Source organism: Bradyrhizobium sp. 157 (assembly GCF_023073815.1).
Lineage (GTDB): Bacteria > Pseudomonadota > Alphaproteobacteria > Rhizobiales > Xanthobacteraceae > Bradyrhizobium.
This window is the reverse complement of sequence record NZ_JADPKF010000120.1, coordinates 271908-295220: the sequence shown is the minus strand read 5'-3', so window position 1 is coordinate 295220 and position 23313 is coordinate 271908. Positions and strand designations below refer to the sequence as shown.

The following is a 23313-nucleotide window of genomic DNA, read 5'->3' as shown; positions in this document are numbered from 1 at the left end:
CCATATGTCCGCTTCCGCTGCGTGTCGTCTCGATCATATAACCGGGGCGCCAATGCCTGCGAAGTGGGGAGCAAATGCTCCGCGACTCCGGCAGGTGCAGCATGCGAAATGCTGCGGCAGATGTTGGCTGGTGTCAAGCCGTCCCAAACGCAAGTCGCTCGGCCGGTTCCCGGGAACTGGGTCAAGCCTTTGTCTGACGATAGTCACATAGGTCGGGATCGTGCGTCATCGCCCAGTAATCCACGAACCGCCATGGCATCGCCGAAAAAACTCGACCTTGCTCGTTGCGGTAGTAGGTGGTCATGCCGGGATGCGTCCAGATCAATTGCTCATGCTCGGCATCCACTTTCTTGATGTACTGATTGTGCGCTTCCGGACGAACGTCGATCGCAGCGATGCCTTGCTCGATCATTTCGACGAGGCAGGCGGAGATGTAGCGGCTCTGGCATTCCGACTGGAAGATCACGCTGCCGCCATGCGCCGGGCCTGAATTGGGTCCAAGCATCACGAAGAGATTGGGAAAGTCCGGCACCGTGAGCCCGAGATAGGCGGTCGGGTTGTCGTTGGCCCAGGCCGACTTCAGATTTTTTCCATCGCGCCCTGTGATGTTGAGGCGAGCGGCCATTTCCGTGACTTTAAAACCGGTGGAAATGACGATGATGTCTGCGGGCCGCAACTTGCCGTCGGAGGCGACGATGCCGTCGCGCGCGAAATGGCCGATCCTGTCGGTGACCAATTCGACATTCGGCTTCGTCAGCGTCTTGAACCAGTTGTTGTCGAGCAGGATGCGCTTGCCATAGGGCGGGTAGGTTGGCACACATTTCTCGATTAGGTCTGGACGGTCCTTCAATTCGGACAGGATGAAATTGGTCAGCTCTTCACGATGCCGGTCATTGCCTTTGTTGACGGCGCGCTCGGGATGTGGCCAGTCGGGGTCCTTGCGCAGGAACGGCAGCAGGCCGTCGCCGTAGCGCCAGAACATGTTGAAGCGGTACCACTGCACATAAAATGGAAGATGCGCGAGCAGCCACTGCGCGCCCTCGGTGATCGGATCGGAATAGCCCGCCACGGGGCGCGCCCATTGCGCGGTACGCTGATAAACGGTGATCGAGGCAACGCGATCGGCGATCGACGGCACCAGTTGCATGGCGGTAGCGCCGGTGCCGATGACGGCAACGCGCTTGCCGTTGAGCTTGATGTCGTCGGACCACAGCGCGGAGTGCAGCATCACTCCCCTGAAATCTTCCTCGCCCTTGAAGTGCGCAGGGTGGGGGTCGTTGAGCTGACCGATCGCACTTACCAGCGTGGTGGATTCAAATATCTCTTCGCCATTGGCGGTCTTCAACGTCGACATCCAGCGCCGCTTGCTCTCGTCCCAGCGCGATGATGTCAGCTCCGTGTTGAGGCGAAGATGCTTTCGAATGTCGTATTCGAGCGCAACCTTCTTGAGGTAATCGAGCAATTCCTGGCGTTGGGCGAAATAGCGCGTCCACGGATTGCGCGGGCCGAATGAGAACGAGTACGAATGGTTGGGCGTATCGACGCCGCACCCGGGATAGCGATTGACGTACCAAGTACCGCCGAGTTCGTCGTTCTTTTCGACGATGGTGTAGGGGATGCCGAGCCGGCCAAGGGCGACACCCAGCGCGATGGCGCAGACACCGGCGCCGACGATCAGCACATGCTGATGCGCCAGCTTTTCGTCCGATGGCGGTTTGGTCCAGTGCGCTTCCCGGGGAATGAAGCCCATTTCCTCGCGCATCAACGGCGCATATTCAGGTGCCACGTCTTCGCCCAGCGTCGCCCGCATCATCTTCAGCATCAGCTCATTGCTGGGATCGGTGATGACGGGCTTCGGTTCACCGTTTGCGAACAGCTTCAAGACGGCGGCACGGATCTCGGCCTGGATATCCGGTGACATACCGGCTTGCGGATCAGGAATCAGGCGGACGTCGCGCTTGGGCTTGTAGGGAGGCTCCAGCCAACGCTCGTCCCCGGTCATATGCACCAGCACCATCAACAGGACGCGGATATCGCCCTCGGCGATGGCCGATGACAGATCGAGTTTCTTGCGCGGCAGCTCGATATTCATGCTGGTGTCCTCGTTTACGCGCCCGGTGCTTCGGGCAAGCCGCCATAGGCGGCCCAACTGGTGCCGGCGATATAGCCGGCATCGACAGGGAGGTTGATTCCGGTGACGCCGCTGCTCAGCGGCGACAGTAGCCACGCGATGGCCTGCGCGACCTCGACTGGCTCGACCAGCCGGTTCATCGCGGTCGGACTTTCGAGCCACCTTTTGTTCAGCGCGCCCGAAGCGATGCCGGCTTCCAACGCCGCGGTGCGGGTGAAGCCTGGCGAGACCGCATTCACGCGCACGCCACTGCGGCCCCATTCGGCAGCCAGCGTCTGCGTGATCTGGATGACGCCGGCCTTTGCGGCCGTGTAGGCGTGGATCGGGCCTGAGGTCATGCCGGCAACGGAGGCGACATTGACGATCGCGCCACGCCGGCGCTCGGCCATCTTCACGCCGACGCTGCGGGCCACCAGGAAGGTGCCGCGCAGGTCGATATTGACCTCGCGGTCCCATTGCTCCATCCGCACGCGTTCGATTTTGTGCATCTTGCCGAACACGCCGGCGGCATTGACGAGGCCGGTGATCGGGCCGTGCGCGGCCTCGATATCGTCGATGCCACGGACAACCGCGCTTTCGTTCGCGACATCGAAGGGCGCGGGCCACAGGATGGTTTGCGTTTCCGCGAGCGGTTCGGGCGCGATATCAACAATAACGACCTTTTGGCCTTGAGCGGCGAGAAGCGTTGCGGTGGCGGCGCCAATGCCGCGGCTGCCGCCGGTGACGAGAACGATGCCTTCAGCGGTCATGGCTGTTGCCTTTATCCCGTGTGAACAGCCCGCGCGTAACCAGCTTTCGGTAAGCGGAAATGACATGGTCGGGCGCCGCCGTTACCGTGCCGCCGGAATAGGAGTAACGTCGGCTCAGATAGCCGCGTGCACCCATGAACATGTGAACGATGGCTTCGAACTCCTCGTCGCTGAAATCCACGATCGCGCCGGCTGTGCGGGCGCGCTTGAGAATGCGCACATAGGCGGTCGCGACGTTGTCGAGATGCTTCTGGTAGCCGACCGGTGCAAAATATTCGGCCTCATTGAGGATGCGCAGGAACTCCGGCACTTCGCGGATGAAATCGAAAAAGGCGCTGAAGCGCTCGATCTCCTGCCTTGCGGCATCTGCGGTCCCCGTACGCTCGCGGATGAAGTGGACCATGTCGATGCCGATCTTCGGCAGCAATTGATCGAGCAGTTCCTGGCGGTTCTCGAAATGATTGTAGAACGTGCCTTGGGCCACGCCGGCCGCCTCGGTGATGCGGGCAACGGAAGCCTCGGCGTAACCGTACTTGCCGACGATCTTGGTGGCGGCATCGAATAATCTGCGCTTGGTCCACGCGTTGCGCTCGACGCGGTTCAACTTCGTGACCTTACCGGATGCAGCTTGCGATGATTGCGTCATGCGTGAGTTTCCAGTTCGGCGCGCAGCACGCGCTTGAGAACCTTGCCCGAGGGGTTGCGCGGCAGGCTGTCGCGGATGATGAGTTGCTTCGGTACCTTGAAGCCGGCGAGGCGCGCGCGGCAATATTCGATGAGATCAGGCAATTCCAGCGTGGCGCCATCCGTGAGCACAACGACGGCAACCGGCTTTTCGCCCCAGCGTTCGTCCGGCATGCCGATGATCGCGACCTCGCGCACCTGCGGCAATTCGTAGATGACGCGCTCGACCTCGGAGGAGGCGATGTTCTCGCCGCCGGAGATGATCATGTCCTTCTTGCGGTCGGTCAGATAAAGGAAGCCGTCGTCGTCGAGATACCCGATGTCGCCGCTGCGAAACCAGTCGCCGAAGAAGGCGGCCGCGGTTTTCTCGGGATCTTTCCAGTAGCCCTGCGTGACCTTGGGGCCGCGGAGACAGATCTCGCCGTTCTGGCCTGATGGCAGCCGGTTGCCAGCGTCATCGCGAATTTCGATTTCGACATGGGCAACGGCGCGGCCGGTCGAGCCGATCTTTTCGATCTCGCGGCCGGCCTCCATGAAGGTGTCGCCGCCGCAGGTCTCCGTCAGCCCATAGGCGTCGATGTAGCGAGCGTTCTTGAAATAATCGGAGAAGGCGCGGATGCGCGCTTCCGGGGTTTTCTCGCCGCCACCGATCGCCCATCGCAGGCTGGAGACATCGTAGCGGTCGCGGGTCGGGCAGGTGAGGATCGCGGTCGTCATGACCGGTGCAAACCAGGCGGCGTTGAGCTTCTCGGTTTCGATCGCGGCGAGCGCCTGCTCCGGCTCGAAGTTGCGGTGGATGGAGAGCAGGCCGCCATGCCAGAGCACCGCAATACCCGGCAAATCGAGCGCGCCGACATGGTAGAGCGGACCGACCACCAGCAATCGCGTTTCCGCATTGAGGCCCAGCACGACTGTCTGATCGGCCGACTTCCAGTACATGTTCTCGTAAGTGAGCACCACGCCCTTGGGACGGTCCGTCGTGCCTGACGTGTACATCAGCCGCATCAGGTCGCGCGGCTGGCGCACCTGCATTGGGGCGGGCGAGATGTCGGGCGCAAGCCATGTGGCCGTGGATTGCGCTGACGCATCGAGCAGCACCACCGGTGCGCCGCCTGCAGCAATGCCCGCGAGTTCTTCATCTGCGATCAGGATGCGCGCACCGGAATTGCCCACGATGTAACCGACATCGTCGGCGGATAGCCGATAGTTGATCGGCAGAAACACTCCGCCCATGTGGCTGGTCGCAAACACCAGTTGGAGAAACGCCGTGCTGTTCTTCATCAGCACCGCAACGACGTCGCCGGGACGAATGCCACGCGCGGCGAGCCAGCCACCGACCCGCCGGATGCGGTCGTCGAACTCGGCGTAGGAGACATCCTCGCCGCGGTATTTCAGCGCACAGCGATCCGGCGTCCGCCTGGCATGAAAAGCGATGAAGCTGGATAGGTTGATCATTACCGCTCGAAAAGGGCAGTTCCGGCCCGTCCTCTCCCTAGATGAATTGTGAGTCGTAATTCATATTTGGCTTGACGTCACCCCCCTCGCTCTGAAATCCTCAGGCGATACGGAGACGTCACGATCTCCGGGAGGGATTTGGGAACGCCAACCCCACAGGGAGGAAGCAATGACGAGAACCCGCAAACCGGGCATGAGCCGACGCGCGACGTTGGCGATGATGGGCGCCGGTGCCGCAACGTTCGCGATGCCCTGGGTAGCGCGCGCGCAAGCCAAGACCATCAAGATCGGTATGCCGACCATTCTCTCCGGGCGCGTCGCGCAGCTCGGAACCTCGTCGCGCAATGCGGTGATGCTGGAGATCGAAAAGGTCAATGCTGCCGGCGGACTGGCCGGCCGAACGATCGAAATGGTGATCCGCGATTCCAAGGGGCAGCCACAGGAAGCCGCCCGCGTGGCGCGCGAACTTGTCAACACCGACGGATGCGAAATTCTGATCGATGCGGAAGCATCGTCCGGCGCATTCGCGGTGCACGAGGTGGCGCGCGATCTCGGCGTGCTCTGCCTTCACACCAATTCGGAAACTTCGGCGCTGACCGCCGATCCCAAGCAGCACATTCCAAACGCGTTTCGCACCGCGCGCCAGGGCGTGCATGACTCGATCGTTGGCGGCAGCTACGCGGCGGCGATCGCGAAAGCCAAGGGCCTGAAGAAATGGGCGACCTGTTCGCCCGACTACGCCTATGGCCGCGATACCACGGCCGAATACGTGACGTATCTGAAGCGCTTCGCGCCCGACATCGAGATCATCAGCGAGTCCTGGCCAAAGCTGTTCCAGCCTGATTACACCGAGGTCGTAACAAAGATCCTGCAGGCCAAGCCGCAGGCGCTGTATTCCTGCCTCTGGGGCGGCGATCTCACGTCCTACATCGACCAAGCCAACATCTACGCGCTGTTCAGTCAGATGGAAGTGTTTGCAGTCAACATGGCCGACTACACCGCGCTGACTGTCGTGAAGAACCTGCCGAAGGGCATTCACTCCGGTAACCGTTACATCAAGACATATCCTGCAACGCCGGAAAACGCGGCTTGGGGTGATGCCTACAAGGCGAAGTACAACGAGTATCCCACCAACTGGTCCTGGGAGAATGCGACGGCGATCATGCTGCTCGCGGAAGCGTCCAAGAAAGCGAACTCCGCCGACGGCAAGAAGATTGCGGAGGCGCTCCGCGGTCTCAAGATCAAGTCGCCGTTCGGCGCCGACGGCACCGTGACTATGCGCGCCGAGGACCAGACCTTGGTCGGCTATGCGATCGGCTGGGGAACAACGATCCCGCAGGAGCCCTACGTGCCGCAGGTTCAGGCGGGCGACTGGAAAACGATCTTCGAACTCGAAGCCGAGTGGAAAAAGAGCAAGGGCTACACCTGATTGACCGCGAAGGCGGAGGTAGCGCAAGCTGCCTCCCGTTCGCCGCCGAATGATTTTCGCGTGCTGCTCCGGCGCGCTGGAATGGATGTATTCCCTTGGACCTCGACGCGCTTACCGGCTGTCTCGCCAGCTCCGCCTGCCTGGTGACGCAAACCACCAGCGGCTTTATCATCGGCATGTTGCTGTTTCTCGTCGCCGTTGGGCTGACGCTGATCTTCGGCGTACTGAAGGTCGTCAACTTCAGCCACGGCGCCTTCTATATGTTCGGTGCCTATTTCGCCATGACGGCCTATCAGCTCTCCGGCAGTTTTGCGCTGGCGATGCTGTGCGGCGCGGCGGGCACGGCCCTCCTCGGTCTAATCTTCGAACGCGTCTTCATGAGCCGGGTCTACGGCGCTGACGTGCTGATGCAGCTTCTCGTCTGCTACGCCTTCGTGCTGATCTTTGATGACGTGGTGCGGATGATCTGGGGGCCCGAATTCAAATCGATGGGCATGCCGGCGGCGTTCCAGGTGGCGCCGTTGTTCATCGCCGGCGGCGTGGTGCCACCATACTATCTGCTCTTGATCGGTGTTGCGCTCGCGGCCGCCATGATCCTCGGGCTCGGTCTTGCCCGCACCAGGATTGGCAAGGTAATCCGGGCGGCCGCCCATAACCCGGGCATGGTGTCGGCACTCGGCATCAACACCGGCCTGATCTATGGTGGCGTGTTCGCGCTCGGCGGCATGCTGGCGGGACTTGCTGGCGCGCTCGCCGCGCCGGTGCGGTCGCTGACGCCAGGCATGGGATTTTCGGTGCTGATCGAATCCTTCATCGTCACCGTGATCGGAGGGATGGGTTCGATCCTGGGCGCGCTGATCGGTGCGATTCTGATCGGCATGATCCGCTCGTTCGGTTCACTCGGCTTCCCGCTGTTTACCGAAGGGCTGATGTACCTCTTCATGGTGATCGTGCTGGTGTCGCGGCCGACCGGTCTGTTCGGCAAGGAGGTCGCATGACCGAATTGCAGGCCGAGCAGGGCGCGCAGGCACTCGACATGCCCAAGGCCCAGGCAAAGACGCGGCGTAACCGGGATCTCCTGATCGCGCTTGCGGTCTTTATCGTGCTTGCCCTGTTGCCGATGGTCTTCAGCAGCAAATTGCTGCTCGACTTCGTGATCCGCTGCGCGGCCTACGGACTGTTCGCGACATCACTCAACCTTCTGGTCGGTTACACCGGCCTGATTTCGTTTGGTCATGGCATGTTCTTCGGCCTTGGCGCCTACGGCTTCGGGCTGATGATGCAGAAGACCGGCGTGCCCGTCCCGGTGGCTTTCGTTGCAACGCTGGCGATCACGTTTTTCGTGGCCCTCGTCATTGGTGCCATCTGCGTGCGGCTGAAGGAAATCTATTTCGCCTTCGTAACACTGGCGTTCCAGATGCTGATCCATTCGACAATCCTGTCCTGGGTATCGCTGACCGGCGGCGATCAGGGATTGCGCGGCGGCATTCCGCGGCCGCCATTCCTTGGCATTGATCTGTCGAACCAGTTGCATCTCTACGTCGTGAGCTGCGCGCTGCTGGTGATCGGACTGTTCTTGATGTATCGGATCGCGCAATCGCCGTTCGGCTACACGCTGCGCATGATCCGCGACAACGCAATGCGTGCGAGCTTCATCGGCATCGACGTGTGGCGTGCCAAGTTGACGATCTTTGTGCTTGCGGCGCTGTTCGCCTCGACCGGCGGGATCATCATGGCGCTATTCGTCTCCGGCGCCTATCCGGAATTCGCCTATTGGACCATTTCAGGCGAGGGCATCTTCATCAATATGCTTGGCGGCGTGACCACATTCCTCGGTCCGATGGTCGGCACCGCGCTGCTGCTGATCCTCAACGATACCGTCACCCGTCTGACCGATTATCACGGCCTCGTGCTGGGGATCGTGATCCTGTTCTTTGCGATCGGCCTGCGGAAGGGCCTGATGGATTTCGTCGTCGAATGGTACGGGCAACGCCGTAACGGTGCTGGGGAGCGCGGCTAGCCATGCTGGAGATACGCTCCCTTTCCAAATCGTTTGGCGGCGTCAAGGCGACGGACAATGTGACGCTCGATTTCGCCGATGGTTCGCTCACCGCCGTGATCGGCCCCAACGGCGCCGGCAAGAGTACTTTCTTCAACCTGATCACCGGCGCCCTGAAGCCGGATTCCGGCCAGATCCTGCTCAACGGCATCGATCTCGCCGGCCGCTCGCCTCCGGAAATCGTGCGCCATGGAATAGGCCGCGCCTTTCAGGTTGCGAGCATCTTTCCCTCGCTGACGGTGCAGGAGACGATGCTGGCGGCGGTGTGCGCCGATCAGGGCAGGGCCAGCGTCCTGCACCGGCGCTTCCCGCTGGCGGAGACCCGCGACCGCGCCGAGCATGCGATGGAATTGCTGGGCTTGGCCAGCAAGCGGAACCGCACCGCAGCGACGCTGTCGCATGGTGACCAGAAGCTGCTCGATATCGCACTCGCTCTGGTGCTCGACCCGAAGGTGCTGCTGCTCGACGAGCCGACTGCCGGCATGGGCACCGAAGAGCGCTGGCGGATGATCGACAAGGTGAGGGAGCTCTGGGACAAGCAGAAGATCACGGTGGTGTTCATCGAGCACGACATGGATATCGTGTTCAAGATCGCGCCCGAGATCGTCGTGCTCTGCTACGGTCGCATTCTTGCAACCGGCAAGCCGGATGCTATTCGCCGCAACGAGGCGGTGATCGAGGCCTATCTCGGCACCGAACATCACGCCGGAGCCCTCGCATGAGTGCGCAACCAATCGTGCAGGTTGAGGACCTCGACGTCTATTACGGCACCAGCCAGATCTTGTTCGGCGTCGGCCTGTCGGTGCGGCAGGGCGAGACGATGGCGCTGCTCGGCCGCAACGGCGCCGGCAAGTCGACCACCATGAAGGCGATCATGGGGCTCGCGCCAGCGCGCCGCGGCACCGTCACCTTGCAGGGCAGGGTTGTCTCCGGGCTGAAGCCGCATCACATCGCGCGCGCCGGGCTCGGCTTCGTGCCCGAGGATCGTCAGATATTCCCCGAACACACGGTCGAAGACAATCTGGTCATCGGGGCCAAGAAGGGGCCGAATGGCGAGGACGAGTGGCCGATCCGGCGCATCTATGACATATTTCCGCTGTTGGAGCCGTTGCGCTACCGGATCGCGGGAAGACTGTCCGGCGGCGAACAGCAGATGCTGGCGATTGCGCGCACGTTGATGGGCAATCCGGCGCTGCTGCTGCTGGACGAGCCGAGCGAGGGCTTGGCGCCGATCATCGTGCAGCGGATCGGCGAGTTGCTGCGGCAGCTCCGCGGCACCGGAGCGACGGTGCTGATCGCCGAGCAGAACATGCATTTTTGCCTTGGCCTTGCGAGCCACGCGACGGTTATCGACAAGGGCCAGATCGTCTACACATCCGGGATCGAAGAGCTGAAAGCCAACGAAAATATTCGTCAGCGCTATCTCGCGCTGTAGCTTTCCGCCCGCCCGGGGGATGAGATGACGGTCGAACGCAAGACATCGCCGACGCATGAGGCGCCGTATCGGGGCCTGCGCGTGCTGGATTTCGGGCAGGGCATTGCCTCGCCCTATTGCGCGATGCTGCTGGGCGTCTATGGCGCTGACGTCGTCAAGGTGGAGCCGCCCGAGGGTGATTGGTCGCGCTTCCTTGGCACGATCTATGGAAGCCACACCACGCTGTCGGCGGTCTATAACCGCGGCAAGCGCAGCCTTTGTCTGGACATGAAGCACAAGGAAGGAATTGCAGTCGCCCGAACGCTGGCGAGAGATTGTGACGTGCTGATCGAAGGCTTTCGGCCGGGCGTCGCCGCGCGGCTCGGCATTGGTTACGAGGAGTTGTCGCGCGGCAACCCGGGGCTGATCTATCTCTCGGTCAGCGCGTTCGGGCAGAGCGGTCCCTATTCGAAGCGGCCGGGCTCTGATTCCGTGGCGCAGGCGTTTTCCGGCCTGGTGTCGATCAATGTCGGGAACGACGGCACCCCGCACCGGGTCGGTACCACGATCTCCGACGTCGTGACCGGCGTCTACGCCTTCCAGGCCATCGCGACGACGCTGTTCGCGCGCGCAACTGTTGGCACCGGGCGCTGGATCGACGTCAACCTCTGCCAATCGACGTCGGCGCTGCTGGGCCACAAGGTCGCCGAATATATTCTGGAGGGCGGTGCGCCGCGCGCGCTTAACGTGCCGGCGGGCTCGTATCAGACGGCCGACGGCTGGATGATGGTCACGCTGGTAAACGAGCCGCAATACAAGCGGCTGTGCGCGGCGATCGGCCGCGAGGATCTTGCCAGCGATCCGCGCTTTGACGATTTTGCGCGCCGTGCGGATTTCGTGGATGCGCTGATTCCGCAGTTGCGGGAGGTGTTTCTGGCGCAGCCGACGGATGCCTGGCTTGCCCGGCTGCACGCCGCCGATCTCATTGCTGAGCGGATCCTCAATCCCGGAGAATGGCTGCGCAATGCCCATGTCGAGGCGACAAGGGCGGCGGTCTGCCAGCAGACGCCCGGCGTGGGGCCGGTGTATTCACCGCGAACGCCGGGTATTGCGAGCTTCTCCGAGGATGACTTGCGCCCCGCACCTGATATAGGCCAGGACAGTTACGAGGTGCTGCTGGAAGCTGGTTTCGAGCGCGGCGCCATCGACGATCTGGTTGAGGCCGGCGCGGTGCGCCAGGCCAGGGGAGGCACGGCATGAGTACCGATCTCGTTCGTTATTCCGTCTCGGGCAATATTGCCGAGATCATGCTGGATCGCCCGCCGGTCAACGCGCTCAGCATGGACCTGATCGATGCGTTGCTGGCGGCGCTTTCGAAGGCGAGGGAAAACGAGGCGGTGCGCGCCGTCATCATCGGCAGCGCGCACAAGGTGTTTTGCGCCGGGCTTGATCTGGATATCGTTCGCGGCAAGCCGGGCATCGAGACCAAGAAATTCCTTGAACGGCTGTATTTTGCGCTCAACGATACCCAGTATCGCATGGGTAAGCCGACGATTGCTGCAGTCGACGGCGCGGTTCGCGCTGGCGGCATGACGATTGCGATTTCCTGCGACATGATCATCGCGGGTGATGGCTGTACCTTCGGCTATCCCGAGATCGATGTCGGCCTGATCCCGGCCATTCACTTCGTGCAACTGCCACGGCTGGTCGGCAAGCACCAGGCTTTCGGACCGTTGTTCCTGGGCGAGCCCTTTGATGCCACGACGGCGTTTCGCATGGGATTGCTGAGTGAGGTCGTTCCGAAGGGAACCGCGTTGGAGCGAGCGCGGGAGATCGCACGCAAGCTCGCCGCCAAATCGTCCATCGTCATGAAGATCGGGCGTGATGCCTTCATGCGGGCAGTCGACGCTGATTTCCGTCGCTCGGTCGAAAATGCCGCCGAGAGCTTTGCACTCGTTGCAACGACGGAGGACTGTCAGGAAGGGTTGAATGCGTTCGTCGAGAAGCGAACGCCGAGCTACAGGGGGCGCTGATGGCTGGATTGTATTTCGAGGAGTTCGAGGTCGGCCGCGAATTCCATCACGAGTTCAGCCGCACGGTGACCGAGATGGACAACACGCTGTTCAGTCTCCTAACCATGAACCCGCAGCCGCTGCACATTGACGCGCATTTCGCGGAAAATACCGAATTCGGCCAGCGGCTGTTCAACAGCATCTATACGCTCGGCATCATGATCGGCATGAGTGTCTACGATACGACGCTGGGCACCACGATCGGCAATCTCGGAATGACCGACGTCAAATTTCCAAAGCCGGTGTTTCATGGCGATACGCTCAAAGCGCACACCAAAATCATTTCCAAGCGTGAGAGCAAGTCGCGGCCGAACCAGGGCATTGTCGAGTTTGAGCATACCATGACCAATCAGCGCGGCGAGGTGGTGGCAAGCTGCCGCCGGACCGGCCTGATGCATTGCAAACCGAAGGTGTAAGCCGATGCGATCGTTCCTGTTCGTTCCCGGCGACAGCCTGCGCAAGTTCGAAAGCGCCAAGAAGACCGCGGCCGACGCGCTGATCCTCGACCTCGAGGATTCGATTGCGCCGGATGAGAAGGTCGGTGCGCGGCGAACGGTGCGCGAGATGCTCGACGCCCGGAATCCGAACCAGAAGATGTACGTTCGCGTCAACGCGCTCGATACCGACTTGACGCTTGGCGATCTTGCGGCCGTCATGCCGGGCCGGCCTGACGGCATCGTGCTGCCGAAATGCGCCGGCGCTGCCGACGTGAACCGTCTGTCGATGTATCTCGATGCCTTCGAGGCCGCCGCCGGGATTGAACAGGGATCGACGAGGATCGTCACCGTGGCGACAGAAACGGCGAGGGCCGTGCTCAAGCTGCTCGACTTCGAGAACATGAGCCCGCGGTTGTGGGGCATGATGTGGGGCGCCGAGGATCTCGCCGCGTCGCTCGGCGCGTCGCGAAACCGGACCGGCGGCCGCTTTCATGGTCCGTTCCTTTTGGCGCGCGATCTCTGCCTGATCAGCGCGGCCGCAGCCGGCGTGGTTGCGATCGATACCATCGCGACCGACATCAACGACCTCGACGCGCTGCGAGAAGAGGCGATCGCTGCGCGGCAGGATGGATTCCTGGCCAAGGCGGTGATCCATCCCAAGCACGTCGATGTTGTCAATGCCGCCTTCATGCCGACGGATGAGGAAATCGCCTGGTCGGAGAAGGTCGTGAACGCGTTCAACGACAATCCGACGTCAGGCGTCGTGAAGATCGACGGCAAGATGATCGACAAGCCGCATCTGCGCGCCGCGGAGAAGATTTTGGCGCTGCGAGGACGTTAGATTGACAGGATAACCCGGGCGGCTGCAAATGCAGCCAATCAACAGGCTTCAAAGGACAACACCATGGTTGACGCGCTGATCATCGACGCATGCAGGACGCCGCGGGGCATCGGCAAGGCCGGCAAGGGCGCCCTCTCGGGCATTCATCCGCAGCAGCTCGGCGCTACGGTATTGCGCGCGCTGGCCGATCGCACCGGCATCAATACCGCAGACGTTGACGACATCATCTGGGGCACCAGTTCGCAACGCGGCCAGCAGAGCGGCGATCTCGGCCGGATGTCGGCGCTCGATGCCGGCTATGACATCCGTGCCAGCGCGGTGACGCTGGACCGGTTCTGCGGCTCCGGCATCACCAGCGTCAACATGGCGGCGAGTTCGATCATGGCTGGCGCGGAGGATCTCGTGATCGCCGGCGGCACCGAGATGATGTCGATGGAGGGACGTCGCGGCGAGGGGCCGTTCATGATGGACAATGGCAATCTCCGCCTGCGCGCCCGGCATCCGCAATCGCATCAGGGCGTCTGCGCCGATGCGGTAGCGACGCTTGAAGGCATCACGCGGCAGGACGTCGATGAGCTCGGCCTCGAAAGCCAGAAGCGCGCGGCAGCCGCCATCAAGGGCGGGCATTTCGACAAGAGCCTCGTGCCTGTTTATCGCGAGGACGGCAGTCTTGCCCTGGATCGCGAGGAGTATCCGCGGCCGCAAACCACGCTCGAGGGTCTGGCCGGCCTGAAGCCTGCCTTTCCGGCGGTGGCGGACTACCCGCTCGACGACAAGGGCACGACTTATCGCAAGCTCATTCTGGATAAATATCCCGACCTCGACATCAATTTCGTGCATCATGCCGGCAATTCTTCCGGCGTCGTCGACGGCTCGGCGGCGATCCTGCTGGCGTCGCCGAGTTACGCCAAAGCCCACGGCCTGAAGCCGCGCGCCCGCGTAGTCGCGATGGCGAATATGGGAGACTCTCCGACGCTGATGCTAAATGCACCGGTGCCGGCCGCCCGCAAGGTGTTGGCCAAGGCAGGCCTCACGCTTGACGATATCGACCTGTTTGAAATCAATGAGGCCTTTGCAGTGGTCGCCGAAAAGTTCATCCGGGATCTCAAGCTTGATCGTGAGAAGGTTAACGTCAATGGCGGCTCGATCGCGCTCGGTCATCCCATCGGTGCAACCGGCTCGATCCTGATCGGCACCGTGCTCGACGAGCTGGAGCGGCGCGATCTTAAGCGCGGGCTGGTGACGATGTGTGCCGCCGGCGGCATGGCGCCGGCTGTCATCATCGAGCGCGTCTGACGGATTTCAGGCAGCCGGAAGCTGCAGTTCGAACGCGACGCCCTTGTCGGACGGCAAGAGCCGGATCGAGCCGCCGTGGCTGGTCATGATAGCCTGGACGATCGAGAGTCCCATTCCCGTGCCGCCGGTGTCGCGGCGCGTGGTGAAGAAGGCGTCGAAGATCTTCTCCCGGTTCGCTTCGGATATCGGATCGCCATCATTGCTGACCGTCAGCCTGACGGATCCGTTTTCCTCGGCCGCTTCGAGCCGCACGGCCTTGGCGTTATGACGGATGGCGTTGTCGGTCAGATGCGACAACACGATCAGCGCCTTTTCGCTGGACATGCCGATCGAGCGGTCCAGGCATCCCGTTGCGTCGATCGTGCGCGTCGGAAACCGGCTCTTCAATCCGCCGATGACCTGCGAAAGTTCGGTCTGCTCATTCTGCGGCGCGGCCTCGGCGCGCGCCAGTTCGCGTAAGCGCTGAGTCATGGCTTCGAGGCGCCCGGTGTCCCCCAGAATGTTCGATATGAAATTCTTCTGCTCCATCCGGGTGAGGGTGTCTGTCTTGCTCTCCAGGGAATCCAGCAGCAGTTCGGCGGCACCCTTGATCGATGTCAGCGGCGACTTCAATTCGTGGGTAAGGTGCGCCGAGAAGGTCGCGATGTAATCCGACCGTCGCGACAATTGTTCGGCCATGTCGAGGAAGCTGTGCGACAACTGGGCGAACTCGCGCGTGCCATAATGGGCGAGGGGCCGAAATGCATCGCGATCGCCACGGCTGATGCGTGCGGCGCGATCGACCAGCTCGCGCATCGGGCGGGTGATGGTTCGGGAGAAAACCAAGCCGATAACGATTGTCGCGAAAATAACCGCAAGTCCCGCCAGGATGAACTTGCCGCGTTCCTGATAGAGGTGGTCGAAGATGTTGCTCGGCGTCCTCGACGTATAGATCACGCCTGCGACGCGGTTGTTGACGATGACGGGCATTGCCGAGAACACGTGGACGCCAACGCCGCGGCTGATCGAGTAGATCGGAGGAGGAGGTTTGTCGGGTTTGCGAATCCGCAGGGCCGCCCGGTATTGTCCCTTGAGCGCTGTGGCTATCTCCTCGATATGGGCCAGCGATTGGCCCACCTCCTCGCGCCCGGCAATCACGACGCCGCGGTGATCGAGGATGCGGAAACCGGCCAGCGTGACTTTCTGAGTTTCCCGGATGATCGGCGTCAGCCGCGAGCCGATTTCGACATACGGCTGCGATGCGGGCGCGCTTGCCGGAAGTGCGTCAGGCCGCCGCCGAAGCAGGTCGGCGCCGGCGGCGAGATCGAGCGCGGGCCGGATCGGCGTAAGCTGGTCTTCCCGGCCCATGCGCGCCTCGGGCGGAATTTCGGCGCCGAGTGCAATGCCTGCGCTAAGGCGGCTCTCCACTTCCCGCGCATAGACCGCCGCCAGCACCCGGCTTTGCGCGATTAACTCGGCCTGGGTTTGGTGAATGAGCTGATTGTCATAGAGGCGGAAGAAGAATAGTCCGACCAGCGGCAGTGTCGCCGCGGCGGCGAGCGCGGCAAAAATGACCTGTCCTACCGACGGTCGCCATTTTTCAGCCTTGTGAGGCATCATGCCTGGAGCTCGCATCGCCCGAGCTTGAAGCCGACGCCGTGAATGGTTTCGATGACGTTGTCGCAGTTCACGGCGGACAGCTTGGCGCGGATATTGCGGATGTGGCTGTCGATGGTTCGATCGGACACCTGGATGTTGAGCTGATAGGCGGCGCTCATGATCTGCTCGCGGCTGAAAACGAGCGTTGGCCGTGTCAGGAATGCCCTGAGGATTCCAAACTCGATGGCCGTCAGACGCAGCGGCTTGCCCGCAAACTCGGCAATATGCTGGCCGGGATCGACGAACAACCTGCCTTGCGACAGCGTGGCAGTGGACGACTTTGCGTCTCGCTCGCGCGAGGTGATGCGGCGCAGGATGACGTTTACCCTCGCAACGAGTTCGCGCGGACTGAAGGGCTTAGTGACATAGTCGTCACCGCCGATCTCCAGGCCCAATACGCGATCGATCTCGTCGTCGCGCGCGGAGAGAAACAGGATCGGAACGTCTGAGGTTTTTCTGATTTCACGGCAGACGTCCAGGCCGTCGAATTCCGGCATGCCGATATCCAGAATGATCAGATCCGGCCTGTCGGCGGCAAAGCGGGTCAACGCCTCCTTGCCGTCGCGCGCTTCAAAGACGGTCATTCCGGCCTTCTTTAGTGCAACACGGATGACCTCGCGGATATGAAGGTCATCGTCAACGATGAGAATGCGGTGCGTCAAACGTCTCTCCCGGCGCAATCGGCTTGCAGTCGTACTAACCTGTGGTCGAACTCTTCGGTTGGGCTTCCAGGGCACGCTGGAGGCGCCAGCTCCGAAAACCCCAGGAGCGCCAGGAAGCGGTCTCTTTCGCCTGCTGTTCTACAAGGCAACCACGGCGGGAAACAAGGGCCGGATCGAACCCGCGAAGGGCGATGGTCCGGTCGATGGCAGGCAATGCCTGCGGCCCGAGGGATAGCAGATAGTTCATATCGATCCACACTCCTTTGCCGCCGGCTTCGCGGCTATGGCTGACATTATAGTCGGCGATGATCGCCGCAAAATTCACCAGCGAACAGACGTAGAGCGTTATCGTCAGGGTGAAGAGATTGGCGCGGATCAGCCAATCGTTCGAGCGGTTCAGAACGATGCGGGCGACGATGAGCACGAGTCCCAACGCGACCAGCACCATCCAGATGAAAGCCGCGACGCGCCACCAGGTCAGCAGATAGATTTGAACATAGAGATCGAGGCGCAGGATCGACGACATCACCAGCAGAATATTCTGCGCAACCCATAGATAGACCAGCGGCCGAATCACTTTTGATTGCTCGGCCGGCCCACCTGGTCTCATCGCGGCCAGAACGAAGCCTCCCGCCAGAAGCGCGGTAACGATGAGGGGATAGGCGCCTCGATGTGCGTAGGAGGCGTAGCTGATATCGGCGGGCAAGGCCACGTTGCCCCAGAGATAGATCGCATCGAGGATGGTTTGAACGGCGAACAACAAATTGAACAGGACCAGCGAACGCAGGATCGTCGCGACGCCGAAAAACTCCATCCGGTCCGATCGCGGCGTCTGGTCCAGAACCGCCGCTTCGACCAAGGCGGACGAAACCGCCATCCTGCTGCGCCACCAGACATGGATGAAGGGCCATATGATCGACAGCGCCACAGCCCAGAACAATATCCGACCCAGGCTCAGATAAGAGGCGGCGTCGCCCGGGTTCATGAGGCGGATCCACTTCTCCAGCAATGGATTTGCCGAGACCAGCAGAAGAACGAAGATGCCGCCGAGGGCCAGGGGAATGAACCAGATCGTAAGGCCGGTCTTCAGTGTCGGCAGATTGAACAAGCCGATGGCATCCCGGAAAAACCTGAAGGGGCCGACCAGAAACAGATCGCATAGCGCCGCCGCCTGCTCACCGAGCTTGTACCTTTGCGGATTGGTGGTCAGCAACAGACCAAACCCGAGCGCCAGAGTCATGAAGGCCAGAGAAGCTGCGTTGAATTCCTCGATAGCCGGTACAAGTCCGGCCAACACGAGCGCGCCCGCCAGCAGCATCCGATTTTTGTTCAACGTTGCGAAATTGGCGACGAGTGAGCCCAGAGCCAGTGCGAGCGCAAAGACGACCGCAGAAATTCCGATTTGTTGGCCGTAGAACAACCAGTCGGCCAAGGCCGCCAGCGCCAAAGCAATCGCGGGTTTGACCGGGAGCGGGCTCGCCTGAGCGGAGCCAGCATCGGATGCCGGCGTGGTGAGATCGGTCATTATTGCTCTACCTGTCTGGAGGGGAAAATTGCAAACCAGCGCCGTCGCGGGTCGCTCGCATAACCACCACCCGTCGTTAGCTAGTCTGGTCGGAACAGGCATTCGATGACCGCCGCTGAGTTGCAAGACGGACTATCTGGCGCAGTTGTGCAATTGGTTGGAGCGCCGTCTGCAAGAGTTCAGGATTTTTCTGCAGTTTCCGTGCAGGTGCGGTTATGCGCTCGCGCCGGCGAGACAAGTTTGATACGGGCAATGGTGTCGTCTGATCCCCTTGCCCAAACTCCCATCATTTTCATGCAAAGTCTCAAACGTATCGGCCTGATCCTGGTCTGGCTCGCTGGAATAGCCTTCGTTTTCGCTGCTGCGAACAAAAACGATCCCTATCTGATTTCGCTGCGGGGAACGGGAAACATTGCTCTGGCTACTGCGAGCGTGGTCGCCGCCGTATTGCTTATCCGCCTCGGCTATTGGAGAAGAGGGTTTGCGGGGAGGGCGCTGATTCTGCTGTGGTGCCTGCCGTTGCCGTCGATGCTCGGTGCGCATGCGGCGTTTGAATGGCGCAAGCAACGCGTTCTGCGGGCCGATGCTGCACTGGTGCAAAGCCTTGGAAAGCATTTTATCGTTGGGTACTCGTCATTCCCGGAGGTTTCAGTTCTCGCCGAGAAGGGCCTGATCTCCGGCGTCTACATCACCAAGCACAACGTCGCGGGATCCTCGGCCACGCGTCTGAAAGATGAAATTTCGGAGCTGCAGGCAAAGCGGCGCACCGCCGGCCTGCGACCTCTAATCGTCGCAGCCGACCAGGAAGGCGGCATCGTATCGCATCTGGCGCCGCCCTTGACCAAGCTGCCGGCGCTATCGACGCTTGCGAGCCTGGCGCCGGATGTGCGCGCCGAGAAAGCAGAGGCATTCGGGCGCACGCACGGGCAGGAGCTGGCGGCGCTGGGTGTCACCCTGAATCTTGCGCCGGTGCTTGATTTGCGACCTGAACTGAAGCGCAACCGGTTCGACTTCAACACGCTGATCGGCCGCCGCGCGATTTCCGATGATCCGACTGTCGTTGCCGAGATCGCGCGAGCTTATGTGAGCGGCCTCGAAGCGTCCGGCGTTGGAGCGGCCGTCAAGCACTTTCCGGGGCTCGGCCGCGTGCGAGCCGATACCCATCATTTCAGCGCCGACCTGGATACGCCTCTCAATGAACTCGAAGCATCGGACTGGATTCCATTCAGGAAGGTGCTGGCCGGCTCGAAAGCGCAGCTGATGATCGGGCATGTGACGCTGACGTCCGTCGACCCGGATCGTGCCGCGTCGCATTCTAAACGGGTCGTCGACGGCGTCATTCGCAAAAAATGGAACTATCAGGGTGTCGTTATGACCGACGACCTCGTGATGGGGGCAATCTATCAACGCAATGTCTGCACGGCAGTGGTCGAGGCGCTCAATGCCGGCGTCGATCTGCTGCTGGCCGCTTTCGACGGGGCGCAGTTTTATCGCATCTTCACCTGCGCGATGGCGGCGTCGGCCGAAGGGAGACTCGACGCCGCCATGTTGGGCGATAGTGAGACGCGGTTGAAGGGGGCGTTCCCTGTGGATTGAGGGACCGCGGTGCGGGGCGGGAAGCAAGAAGCCGGCGCGAACTATTTTGCGAACCGGCCTTCCTTCGGCAGCCCGGTCATTGCCTGGGTCCGGAATGCGGGCTTGTGATCCTGCTGTTTGGACCACGACACATAGTAGGCGATGCCTGTCATGATCGAAATCCCGGCGAAGCTGACCAGGACGTGCAGGGCAAGCGAATCCGGGCCCGTGATCAGGACGAGATGTGCGGCAAACGAGAGAAACACCCCAGCGCAGAACACGGCCAGCCATTCCTGGCCGCACTTCACGATCGGCTGTAATGCCTGCCATCGGAATCCGTTCCAGCTCCGCGGCACCATGTAGGTAAAGAGGAAGGCCAGCGCCAGGAAATGAAGCACCCTGTAGGGGGCAAGGTTTTCCCTATCGTTGGAAGGAAAGGCATCGCGCAGGAAGTCCGGCACGAGCCCTGCTTGCGGAAATTTCCCGGCGACAGTGACGACCAGCGCAAAGAGCAGGTACAGCCATGCCGCGGTACGCAGGATGGCAAGACCCTGGAGGGTCCGTATGGCGTGCACCTGCCTGGCGCCGCCTAGCGCAAACCAGGCGCCGAGCACAAACAGGAGCTGCCAGCAGAACGGGTTGAGATACCAGCGTCCGTCCGGAAATGAAGAAAGATTCCAGTCGAGCAGACGGGATGCGAAGTAGAGACCAATCGATCCGGCAATCGTGAGGTTCGGCCGCCGCATCATGCTGAACAGCACGATCGGAAAGAACGCCACCAGCACGATGAACAGTTGCAGCACATCCAGATTGAGCGGCTTGGCCTGAAGCAGCAGGCCGTGAATCAGCGTTCGGATCGCATGGTCGACGATCCCTGTAACATTGAACTCGCCGATGAGTTCGGGGGCGCGGGACCTGCGCGCGACGTATCCGATCAGTTCGATATAGATCACGAACAAAACGACGTAAGCGGCGTAAAGCTGCCACAGGCGCTTGAAAATGCGGGTCGCTGAGACGACGAACCCGCGTTCCAGCATCATCTTTCCATAGAGGATCGCGGCCGTGTAGCCGCCGATGAATATAAACAGGTCGGTGGCGCCGCTGAAGCCGAAATTGCGCATGGTCAGCAGGCTCACCGCATTGTGCGGGACGTGATCCAAAAAGAGAAACCAGGCCGCGATACCGAGCAGGAGACAGAGTCGAAGATCGCCGTCGCGCGCGGCGAGCTCGGCCTTCATTGACGGATACATTTTGGCGAAGAACTTTACATGTCGGAGGAATCGAATCGCGAGTCTAGCGCGACTGTCCGCCCAGTCGGAATAGACTTTGCGTGAAGAATAATTAAGCAAGCTGTCGGCGATTGAAGCCCGCCCGGTAATCACAATGTTTTGAGGGAATAGCGTAAACCGACTGTGATCACGCTCTCTCGTGCTTGCGCAGGTCGCGGACGTGATCGAAATGGCTGGCCTGCAGATCGGCGCCCGTCGCGCCGATGTCGGGAAGGGCCGCCTCGCTCAGAATGTCGGCCGTGATATCCTCGACCGAGCAATCCGCGATTTCATGGATGAAGCTGATATTCCTATATTCGCCCGACGCGACCCGGGAGACGACCTCGCGCCTTGTGATTTCCGGATCGACGATGGCCTCGCGACCGCGGCGGCCGTAGTCGATCATCACGACGAAATATTGCATGTTGGCGATCTGACCTCATATCGGCGCACCGGAATCGACGCGGAGAGTATTTCTGAAAATCGGAAAATAGTCAAGCGCAAATTCGGAAAAACAGAAATTGCGGTGAGATTGGCGAATCGGTCGCGCCGCAAGCAGGATTTGTCGATTCGGAAGTCACAGGCTGCGTTTACTACTTTTCCGGCGTGCGTCCGCCGGTCGCCCTTGCTGCCTTGCGCGAGCGGGCCGCCGCTTTGTTGCGCAATCGTTCGATCTGGCCCCTGGGCAGGGTAACGCAGATCTCGCCGATCCATTCCAGCTTTACGCCGGTGATCGGCTTTGCATTGAAGCTCGTCAGGTTGACCGACGCTGGAGATTTTCCGCGCTCGATCGTCTTCAGATAGCGCTCGCCGGTCTTCAGGCGGACCGCGGCTTCCTCGCCGTAGAAGCTCGACAGCGGATGACGCTGCTCGCGATAGACGACAATAACATCGCCATTTTCGTACTTTGGCAGCATGGAATCGCCGGCCACCTCGAAGGCGATGGTTTCTTCGGCGATCGGGAAGGGCAGTTCGACTTCGCCGAGGCCTTCCGGCGGCACCTGCTCATGCTCCGGCTCGATCGAGGCGCCGGCGCCCACCCGGCCCATGATCGGCACCGAGTTCAGTTCGAGATATTCGATGATCGGCGCGATCTCAGACGCCTTGATCAGCCGTATCCCCGACAGGATTTCCGAAACCGCGCCGGGACGAACGCCCATCGCGGCGGCCAATCCGCCCTTGGTCTTGCCCGGCTTCTCCAGGCCCCGTTCGATCAATCTGATGTCCAGCATGATCACACCTCTCCGAATTTCAGAGATAATAGCAATTCCGATTATCAGAAATCAAGCTTGACTTTTGATTTCGGAATATCAGAAATTGATTGCCCGGCGTCGGGCGGCGTTGACAAGAGCAAGGACAACAAGATGGAACTGTCGAACTGGGCGCCCGAGCACTCGGACGCGCTGCGGGAATTTCTTGCCAAAGGCCTGACCTTTTCGGAGGCCGCGCAGGCGATCAATTTACGATTCAATACCTCCTACTCTCGCAGTGCTGCACTCGGACGCGCCCGGCGCCTGCGGCTGACGGCGGACGATCGCCGCGAGCCGTCGATGCCCACCAAGCCGACGGACCTGCACGACATCGGAGAACCTCGTGCCAGTGATTGCAGGACGTCTGCGCTTGTCTGGCCGGTGCCGCTGTTTAAGGAGATCAAGCCGCTCAAGCTGCGCTGCGCGGCGATCGAGGCACGGCATATCTCGCTGACCGAGCTGGAGAGTGGTGACTGCCGCTATCCCTACGGCGGCGATGAGGAGAGTGAGGTTATTACCTTCTGCGGTCATCCGCGCCGGCCGGGCTCGGCTTACTGCACGCCGCATTTTCATTTGAGTCGCAACCCGGTTGTGCCGTCCGAACACGCGGTGAGCACCGCTCTGCTGCGGATGTTGGAGACGGCATGATGAACGCTGCTGTCACATGCGTAGCCGACAGGCTGAAACGGCTGCCGCGTCGCCATCGGATCGCTCATCTGCGTGCGCTGATCGGGCTTCAGCCGGACGGCTGCGGCCGCCGGCACGAATTGTCCGAATTGCTGCGCAACGAGCTGGCGAACGCCTCAATCGAATAGATCTTTGGGTCGA

General features: G+C 61.3%; 23 protein-coding genes. 13 read left to right on the top strand and 10 right to left on the bottom strand.

Annotated elements, in window-relative coordinates:
- Nucleotides 1-181 precede the first annotated feature (181 nt).
- Genes IVA95_RS37070 through IVA95_RS37055 form a run of 4 tightly spaced genes read right to left on the bottom strand, consistent with a single transcriptional unit; the run spans nucleotide 182 to nucleotide 5019 of the window.
- A complete protein-coding gene (locus tag IVA95_RS37070; protein ID WP_247515011.1) occupies nucleotides 182-2092 on the bottom strand; it encodes an NAD(P)/FAD-dependent oxidoreductase in 1911 nt (636 codons plus the stop codon).
- Between the two features lie 14 nt (nucleotides 2093-2106).
- Nucleotides 2107-2880 (bottom strand): SDR family NAD(P)-dependent oxidoreductase, encoded by a 774-nt coding sequence (locus IVA95_RS37065; RefSeq protein ID WP_247515010.1) that lies wholly within the window; start codon nucleotides 2878-2880, stop codon nucleotides 2107-2109.
- Entirely contained in the window at nucleotides 2870-3526 is a 657-nt protein-coding gene (locus tag IVA95_RS37060) for a TetR/AcrR family transcriptional regulator (protein WP_247515009.1), read from the bottom strand. The genes IVA95_RS37065 and IVA95_RS37060 overlap by 11 nt, the downstream gene beginning before the upstream one ends.
- Nucleotides 3523-5019, bottom strand: coding sequence for an AMP-binding protein (locus IVA95_RS37055; RefSeq protein WP_247515008.1), 1497 nt, complete (start codon nucleotides 5017-5019; stop codon nucleotides 3523-3525). The genes IVA95_RS37060 and IVA95_RS37055 overlap by 4 nt, the downstream gene beginning before the upstream one ends.
- 169 nt (nucleotides 5020-5188) lie before the next feature.
- Between IVA95_RS37055 and IVA95_RS37050 the strand changes: the two genes are divergently transcribed.
- From IVA95_RS37050 to IVA95_RS37005, 10 genes are all read left to right on the top strand, one after another.
- Nucleotides 5189-6448 carry an ABC transporter substrate-binding protein gene (locus tag IVA95_RS37050; RefSeq protein ID WP_247515007.1) on the top strand — a complete coding sequence of 420 codons (1260 nt, stop codon included), beginning with the start codon at nucleotides 5189-5191 and terminating at the stop codon, nucleotides 6446-6448.
- Nucleotides 6449-6543: 95 nt separating this feature from the next.
- Nucleotides 6544-7446 carry a branched-chain amino acid ABC transporter permease gene (locus IVA95_RS37045; RefSeq protein ID WP_247515006.1) on the top strand — a complete coding sequence of 301 codons (903 nt, stop codon included), beginning with the start codon at nucleotides 6544-6546 and terminating at the stop codon, nucleotides 7444-7446.
- A complete protein-coding gene (locus tag IVA95_RS37040; protein WP_247515005.1) occupies nucleotides 7443-8468 on the top strand; it encodes a branched-chain amino acid ABC transporter permease in 1026 nt (341 codons plus the stop codon). The genes IVA95_RS37045 and IVA95_RS37040 overlap by 4 nt, the downstream gene beginning before the upstream one ends.
- Nucleotides 8469-8470: 2 nt before the next feature.
- Nucleotides 8471-9229, top strand: a complete 759-nt coding sequence (locus IVA95_RS37035) for an ABC transporter ATP-binding protein (RefSeq protein ID WP_247515004.1) — start codon at nucleotides 8471-8473, stop codon at nucleotides 9227-9229.
- A complete protein-coding gene (locus IVA95_RS37030) occupies nucleotides 9226-9942 on the top strand; it encodes an ABC transporter ATP-binding protein (RefSeq protein ID WP_247515003.1) in 717 nt (238 codons plus the stop codon). The genes IVA95_RS37035 and IVA95_RS37030 overlap by 4 nt, the downstream gene beginning before the upstream one ends.
- Before the next feature lie 24 nt (nucleotides 9943-9966).
- A complete protein-coding gene (locus IVA95_RS37025; RefSeq protein WP_247515002.1) occupies nucleotides 9967-11181 on the top strand; it encodes a CoA transferase in 1215 nt (404 codons plus the stop codon).
- Nucleotides 11178-11954, top strand: coding sequence for an enoyl-CoA hydratase/isomerase family protein (locus tag IVA95_RS37020; protein ID WP_247515001.1), 777 nt, complete (start codon nucleotides 11178-11180; stop codon nucleotides 11952-11954). Before IVA95_RS37025 ends, IVA95_RS37020 begins: the two co-directional genes overlap by 4 nt.
- Entirely contained in the window at nucleotides 11954-12409 is a 456-nt protein-coding gene (locus IVA95_RS37015) for a MaoC family dehydratase (RefSeq protein ID WP_247515000.1), read from the top strand. Before IVA95_RS37020 ends, IVA95_RS37015 begins: the two co-directional genes overlap by 1 nt.
- 4 nt (nucleotides 12410-12413) lie before the next feature.
- Nucleotides 12414-13271: a CoA ester lyase gene (locus tag IVA95_RS37010; protein ID WP_247514999.1), complete on the top strand. Its 858-nt coding sequence runs from the start codon at nucleotides 12414-12416 to the stop codon at nucleotides 13269-13271.
- 63 nt (nucleotides 13272-13334) lie between these two features.
- A complete protein-coding gene (locus tag IVA95_RS37005; RefSeq protein WP_247514998.1) occupies nucleotides 13335-14567 on the top strand; it encodes an acetyl-CoA C-acetyltransferase in 1233 nt (410 codons plus the stop codon).
- Nucleotides 14568-14573: 6 nt separating this feature from the next.
- Here IVA95_RS37005 and IVA95_RS37000 read toward each other — a convergent pair whose 3' ends face one another.
- Genes IVA95_RS37000 through IVA95_RS36990 form a run of 3 tightly spaced genes read right to left on the bottom strand, consistent with a single transcriptional unit; the run spans nucleotide 14574 to nucleotide 18392 of the window.
- Nucleotides 14574-16163: an ATP-binding protein gene (locus IVA95_RS37000; RefSeq protein ID WP_247515144.1), complete on the bottom strand. Its 1590-nt coding sequence runs from the start codon at nucleotides 16161-16163 to the stop codon at nucleotides 14574-14576.
- A complete protein-coding gene (locus tag IVA95_RS36995) occupies nucleotides 16163-16867 on the bottom strand; it encodes a response regulator transcription factor (RefSeq protein ID WP_247514997.1) in 705 nt (234 codons plus the stop codon). The genes IVA95_RS37000 and IVA95_RS36995 overlap by 1 nt, the downstream gene beginning before the upstream one ends.
- Before the next feature lie 34 nt (nucleotides 16868-16901).
- Nucleotides 16902-18392, bottom strand: a complete 1491-nt coding sequence (locus tag IVA95_RS36990) for a DUF4173 domain-containing protein (RefSeq protein WP_247514996.1) — start codon at nucleotides 18390-18392, stop codon at nucleotides 16902-16904.
- A 294-nt stretch (nucleotides 18393-18686) separates the two neighbouring features.
- On the opposite strand from IVA95_RS36990, the gene IVA95_RS36985 reads away from it, so the two are divergent.
- Complete coding sequence (locus IVA95_RS36985) at nucleotides 18687-19988, top strand: glycoside hydrolase family 3 N-terminal domain-containing protein (RefSeq protein WP_247515143.1); 1302 nt, start codon at nucleotides 18687-18689, stop codon at nucleotides 19986-19988.
- A 41-nt stretch (nucleotides 19989-20029) separates the two neighbouring features.
- On the opposite strand, the gene IVA95_RS36980 is transcribed toward IVA95_RS36985, so the two are convergent.
- The 3 genes from IVA95_RS36980 to IVA95_RS36970 form a co-directional block, all read right to left on the bottom strand.
- A complete protein-coding gene (locus IVA95_RS36980) occupies nucleotides 20030-21217 on the bottom strand; it encodes an OpgC domain-containing protein (protein ID WP_247514995.1) in 1188 nt (395 codons plus the stop codon).
- 166 nt (nucleotides 21218-21383) lie between these two features.
- Nucleotides 21384-21659 carry a hypothetical protein gene (locus tag IVA95_RS36975; protein WP_247514994.1) on the bottom strand — a complete coding sequence of 92 codons (276 nt, stop codon included), beginning with the start codon at nucleotides 21657-21659 and terminating at the stop codon, nucleotides 21384-21386.
- Between the two features lie 169 nt (nucleotides 21660-21828).
- A complete protein-coding gene (locus IVA95_RS36970) occupies nucleotides 21829-22467 on the bottom strand; it encodes a S24 family peptidase (protein ID WP_247514993.1) in 639 nt (212 codons plus the stop codon).
- A gap of 57 nt (nucleotides 22468-22524) precedes the next feature.
- Here IVA95_RS36970 and IVA95_RS36965 point away from each other — a divergent pair, with 57 nt between their 5' ends.
- Entirely contained in the window at nucleotides 22525-23133 is a 609-nt protein-coding gene (locus tag IVA95_RS36965; RefSeq protein ID WP_247514992.1) for a GcrA family cell cycle regulator, read from the top strand.
- The gene (locus IVA95_RS36960) at nucleotides 23133-23300 is read left to right on the top strand and encodes a hypothetical protein (protein ID WP_247514991.1); all 168 of its coding nucleotides are present in this window, start codon (nucleotides 23133-23135) and stop codon (nucleotides 23298-23300) included. Before IVA95_RS36965 ends, IVA95_RS36960 begins: the two co-directional genes overlap by 1 nt.
- Nucleotides 23301-23313: the final 13 nt, after the last annotated feature.

What these genes read in the sequence shown, in the direction of transcription:
- IVA95_RS37065 (WP_247515010.1), bottom strand. Translation starts at nt 2,880, where the DNA reads ATGACCGCTGAAGGCATCGTTCTCGTCACCGGCGGCAGCCGCGGCATT.
- IVA95_RS36980 (WP_247514995.1), bottom strand. Translation starts at nt 21,217, where the DNA reads ATGTATCCGTCAATGAAGGCCGAGCTCGCCGCGCGCGACGGCGATCTT.
- IVA95_RS36960 (WP_247514991.1), top strand. Translation starts at nt 23,133, where the DNA reads ATGAACGCTGCTGTCACATGCGTAGCCGACAGGCTGAAACGGCTGCCG.
- IVA95_RS37030 (WP_247515003.1), top strand. Translation starts at nt 9,226, where the DNA reads ATGAGTGCGCAACCAATCGTGCAGGTTGAGGACCTCGACGTCTATTAC.
- IVA95_RS36975 (WP_247514994.1), bottom strand. Translation starts at nt 21,659, where the DNA reads ATGCAATATTTCGTCGTGATGATCGACTACGGCCGCCGCGGTCGCGAG.
- IVA95_RS37055 (WP_247515008.1), bottom strand. Translation starts at nt 5,019, where the DNA reads ATGATCAACCTATCCAGCTTCATCGCTTTTCATGCCAGGCGGACGCCG.
- IVA95_RS37020 (WP_247515001.1), top strand. Translation starts at nt 11,178, where the DNA reads ATGAGTACCGATCTCGTTCGTTATTCCGTCTCGGGCAATATTGCCGAG.
- IVA95_RS37025 (WP_247515002.1), top strand. Translation starts at nt 9,967, where the DNA reads ATGACGGTCGAACGCAAGACATCGCCGACGCATGAGGCGCCGTATCGG.
- IVA95_RS37015 (WP_247515000.1), top strand. Translation starts at nt 11,954, where the DNA reads ATGGCTGGATTGTATTTCGAGGAGTTCGAGGTCGGCCGCGAATTCCAT.
- IVA95_RS37010 (WP_247514999.1), top strand. Translation starts at nt 12,414, where the DNA reads ATGCGATCGTTCCTGTTCGTTCCCGGCGACAGCCTGCGCAAGTTCGAA.
- IVA95_RS37070 (WP_247515011.1), bottom strand. Translation starts at nt 2,092, where the DNA reads ATGAATATCGAGCTGCCGCGCAAGAAACTCGATCTGTCATCGGCCATC.
- IVA95_RS36970 (WP_247514993.1), bottom strand. Translation starts at nt 22,467, where the DNA reads ATGCTGGACATCAGATTGATCGAACGGGGCCTGGAGAAGCCGGGCAAG.
- IVA95_RS37050 (WP_247515007.1), top strand. Translation starts at nt 5,189, where the DNA reads ATGACGAGAACCCGCAAACCGGGCATGAGCCGACGCGCGACGTTGGCG.
- IVA95_RS37040 (WP_247515005.1), top strand. Translation starts at nt 7,443, where the DNA reads ATGACCGAATTGCAGGCCGAGCAGGGCGCGCAGGCACTCGACATGCCC.
- IVA95_RS37060 (WP_247515009.1), bottom strand. Translation starts at nt 3,526, where the DNA reads ATGACGCAATCATCGCAAGCTGCATCCGGTAAGGTCACGAAGTTGAAC.
- IVA95_RS36985 (WP_247515143.1), top strand. Translation starts at nt 18,687, where the DNA reads ATGCAAAGTCTCAAACGTATCGGCCTGATCCTGGTCTGGCTCGCTGGA.
- IVA95_RS37005 (WP_247514998.1), top strand. Translation starts at nt 13,335, where the DNA reads ATGGTTGACGCGCTGATCATCGACGCATGCAGGACGCCGCGGGGCATC.
- IVA95_RS37035 (WP_247515004.1), top strand. Translation starts at nt 8,471, where the DNA reads ATGCTGGAGATACGCTCCCTTTCCAAATCGTTTGGCGGCGTCAAGGCG.
- IVA95_RS36990 (WP_247514996.1), bottom strand. Translation starts at nt 18,392, where the DNA reads ATGACCGATCTCACCACGCCGGCATCCGATGCTGGCTCCGCTCAGGCG.
- IVA95_RS37000 (WP_247515144.1), bottom strand. Translation starts at nt 16,163, where the DNA reads ATGCCTCACAAGGCTGAAAAATGGCGACCGTCGGTAGGACAGGTCATT.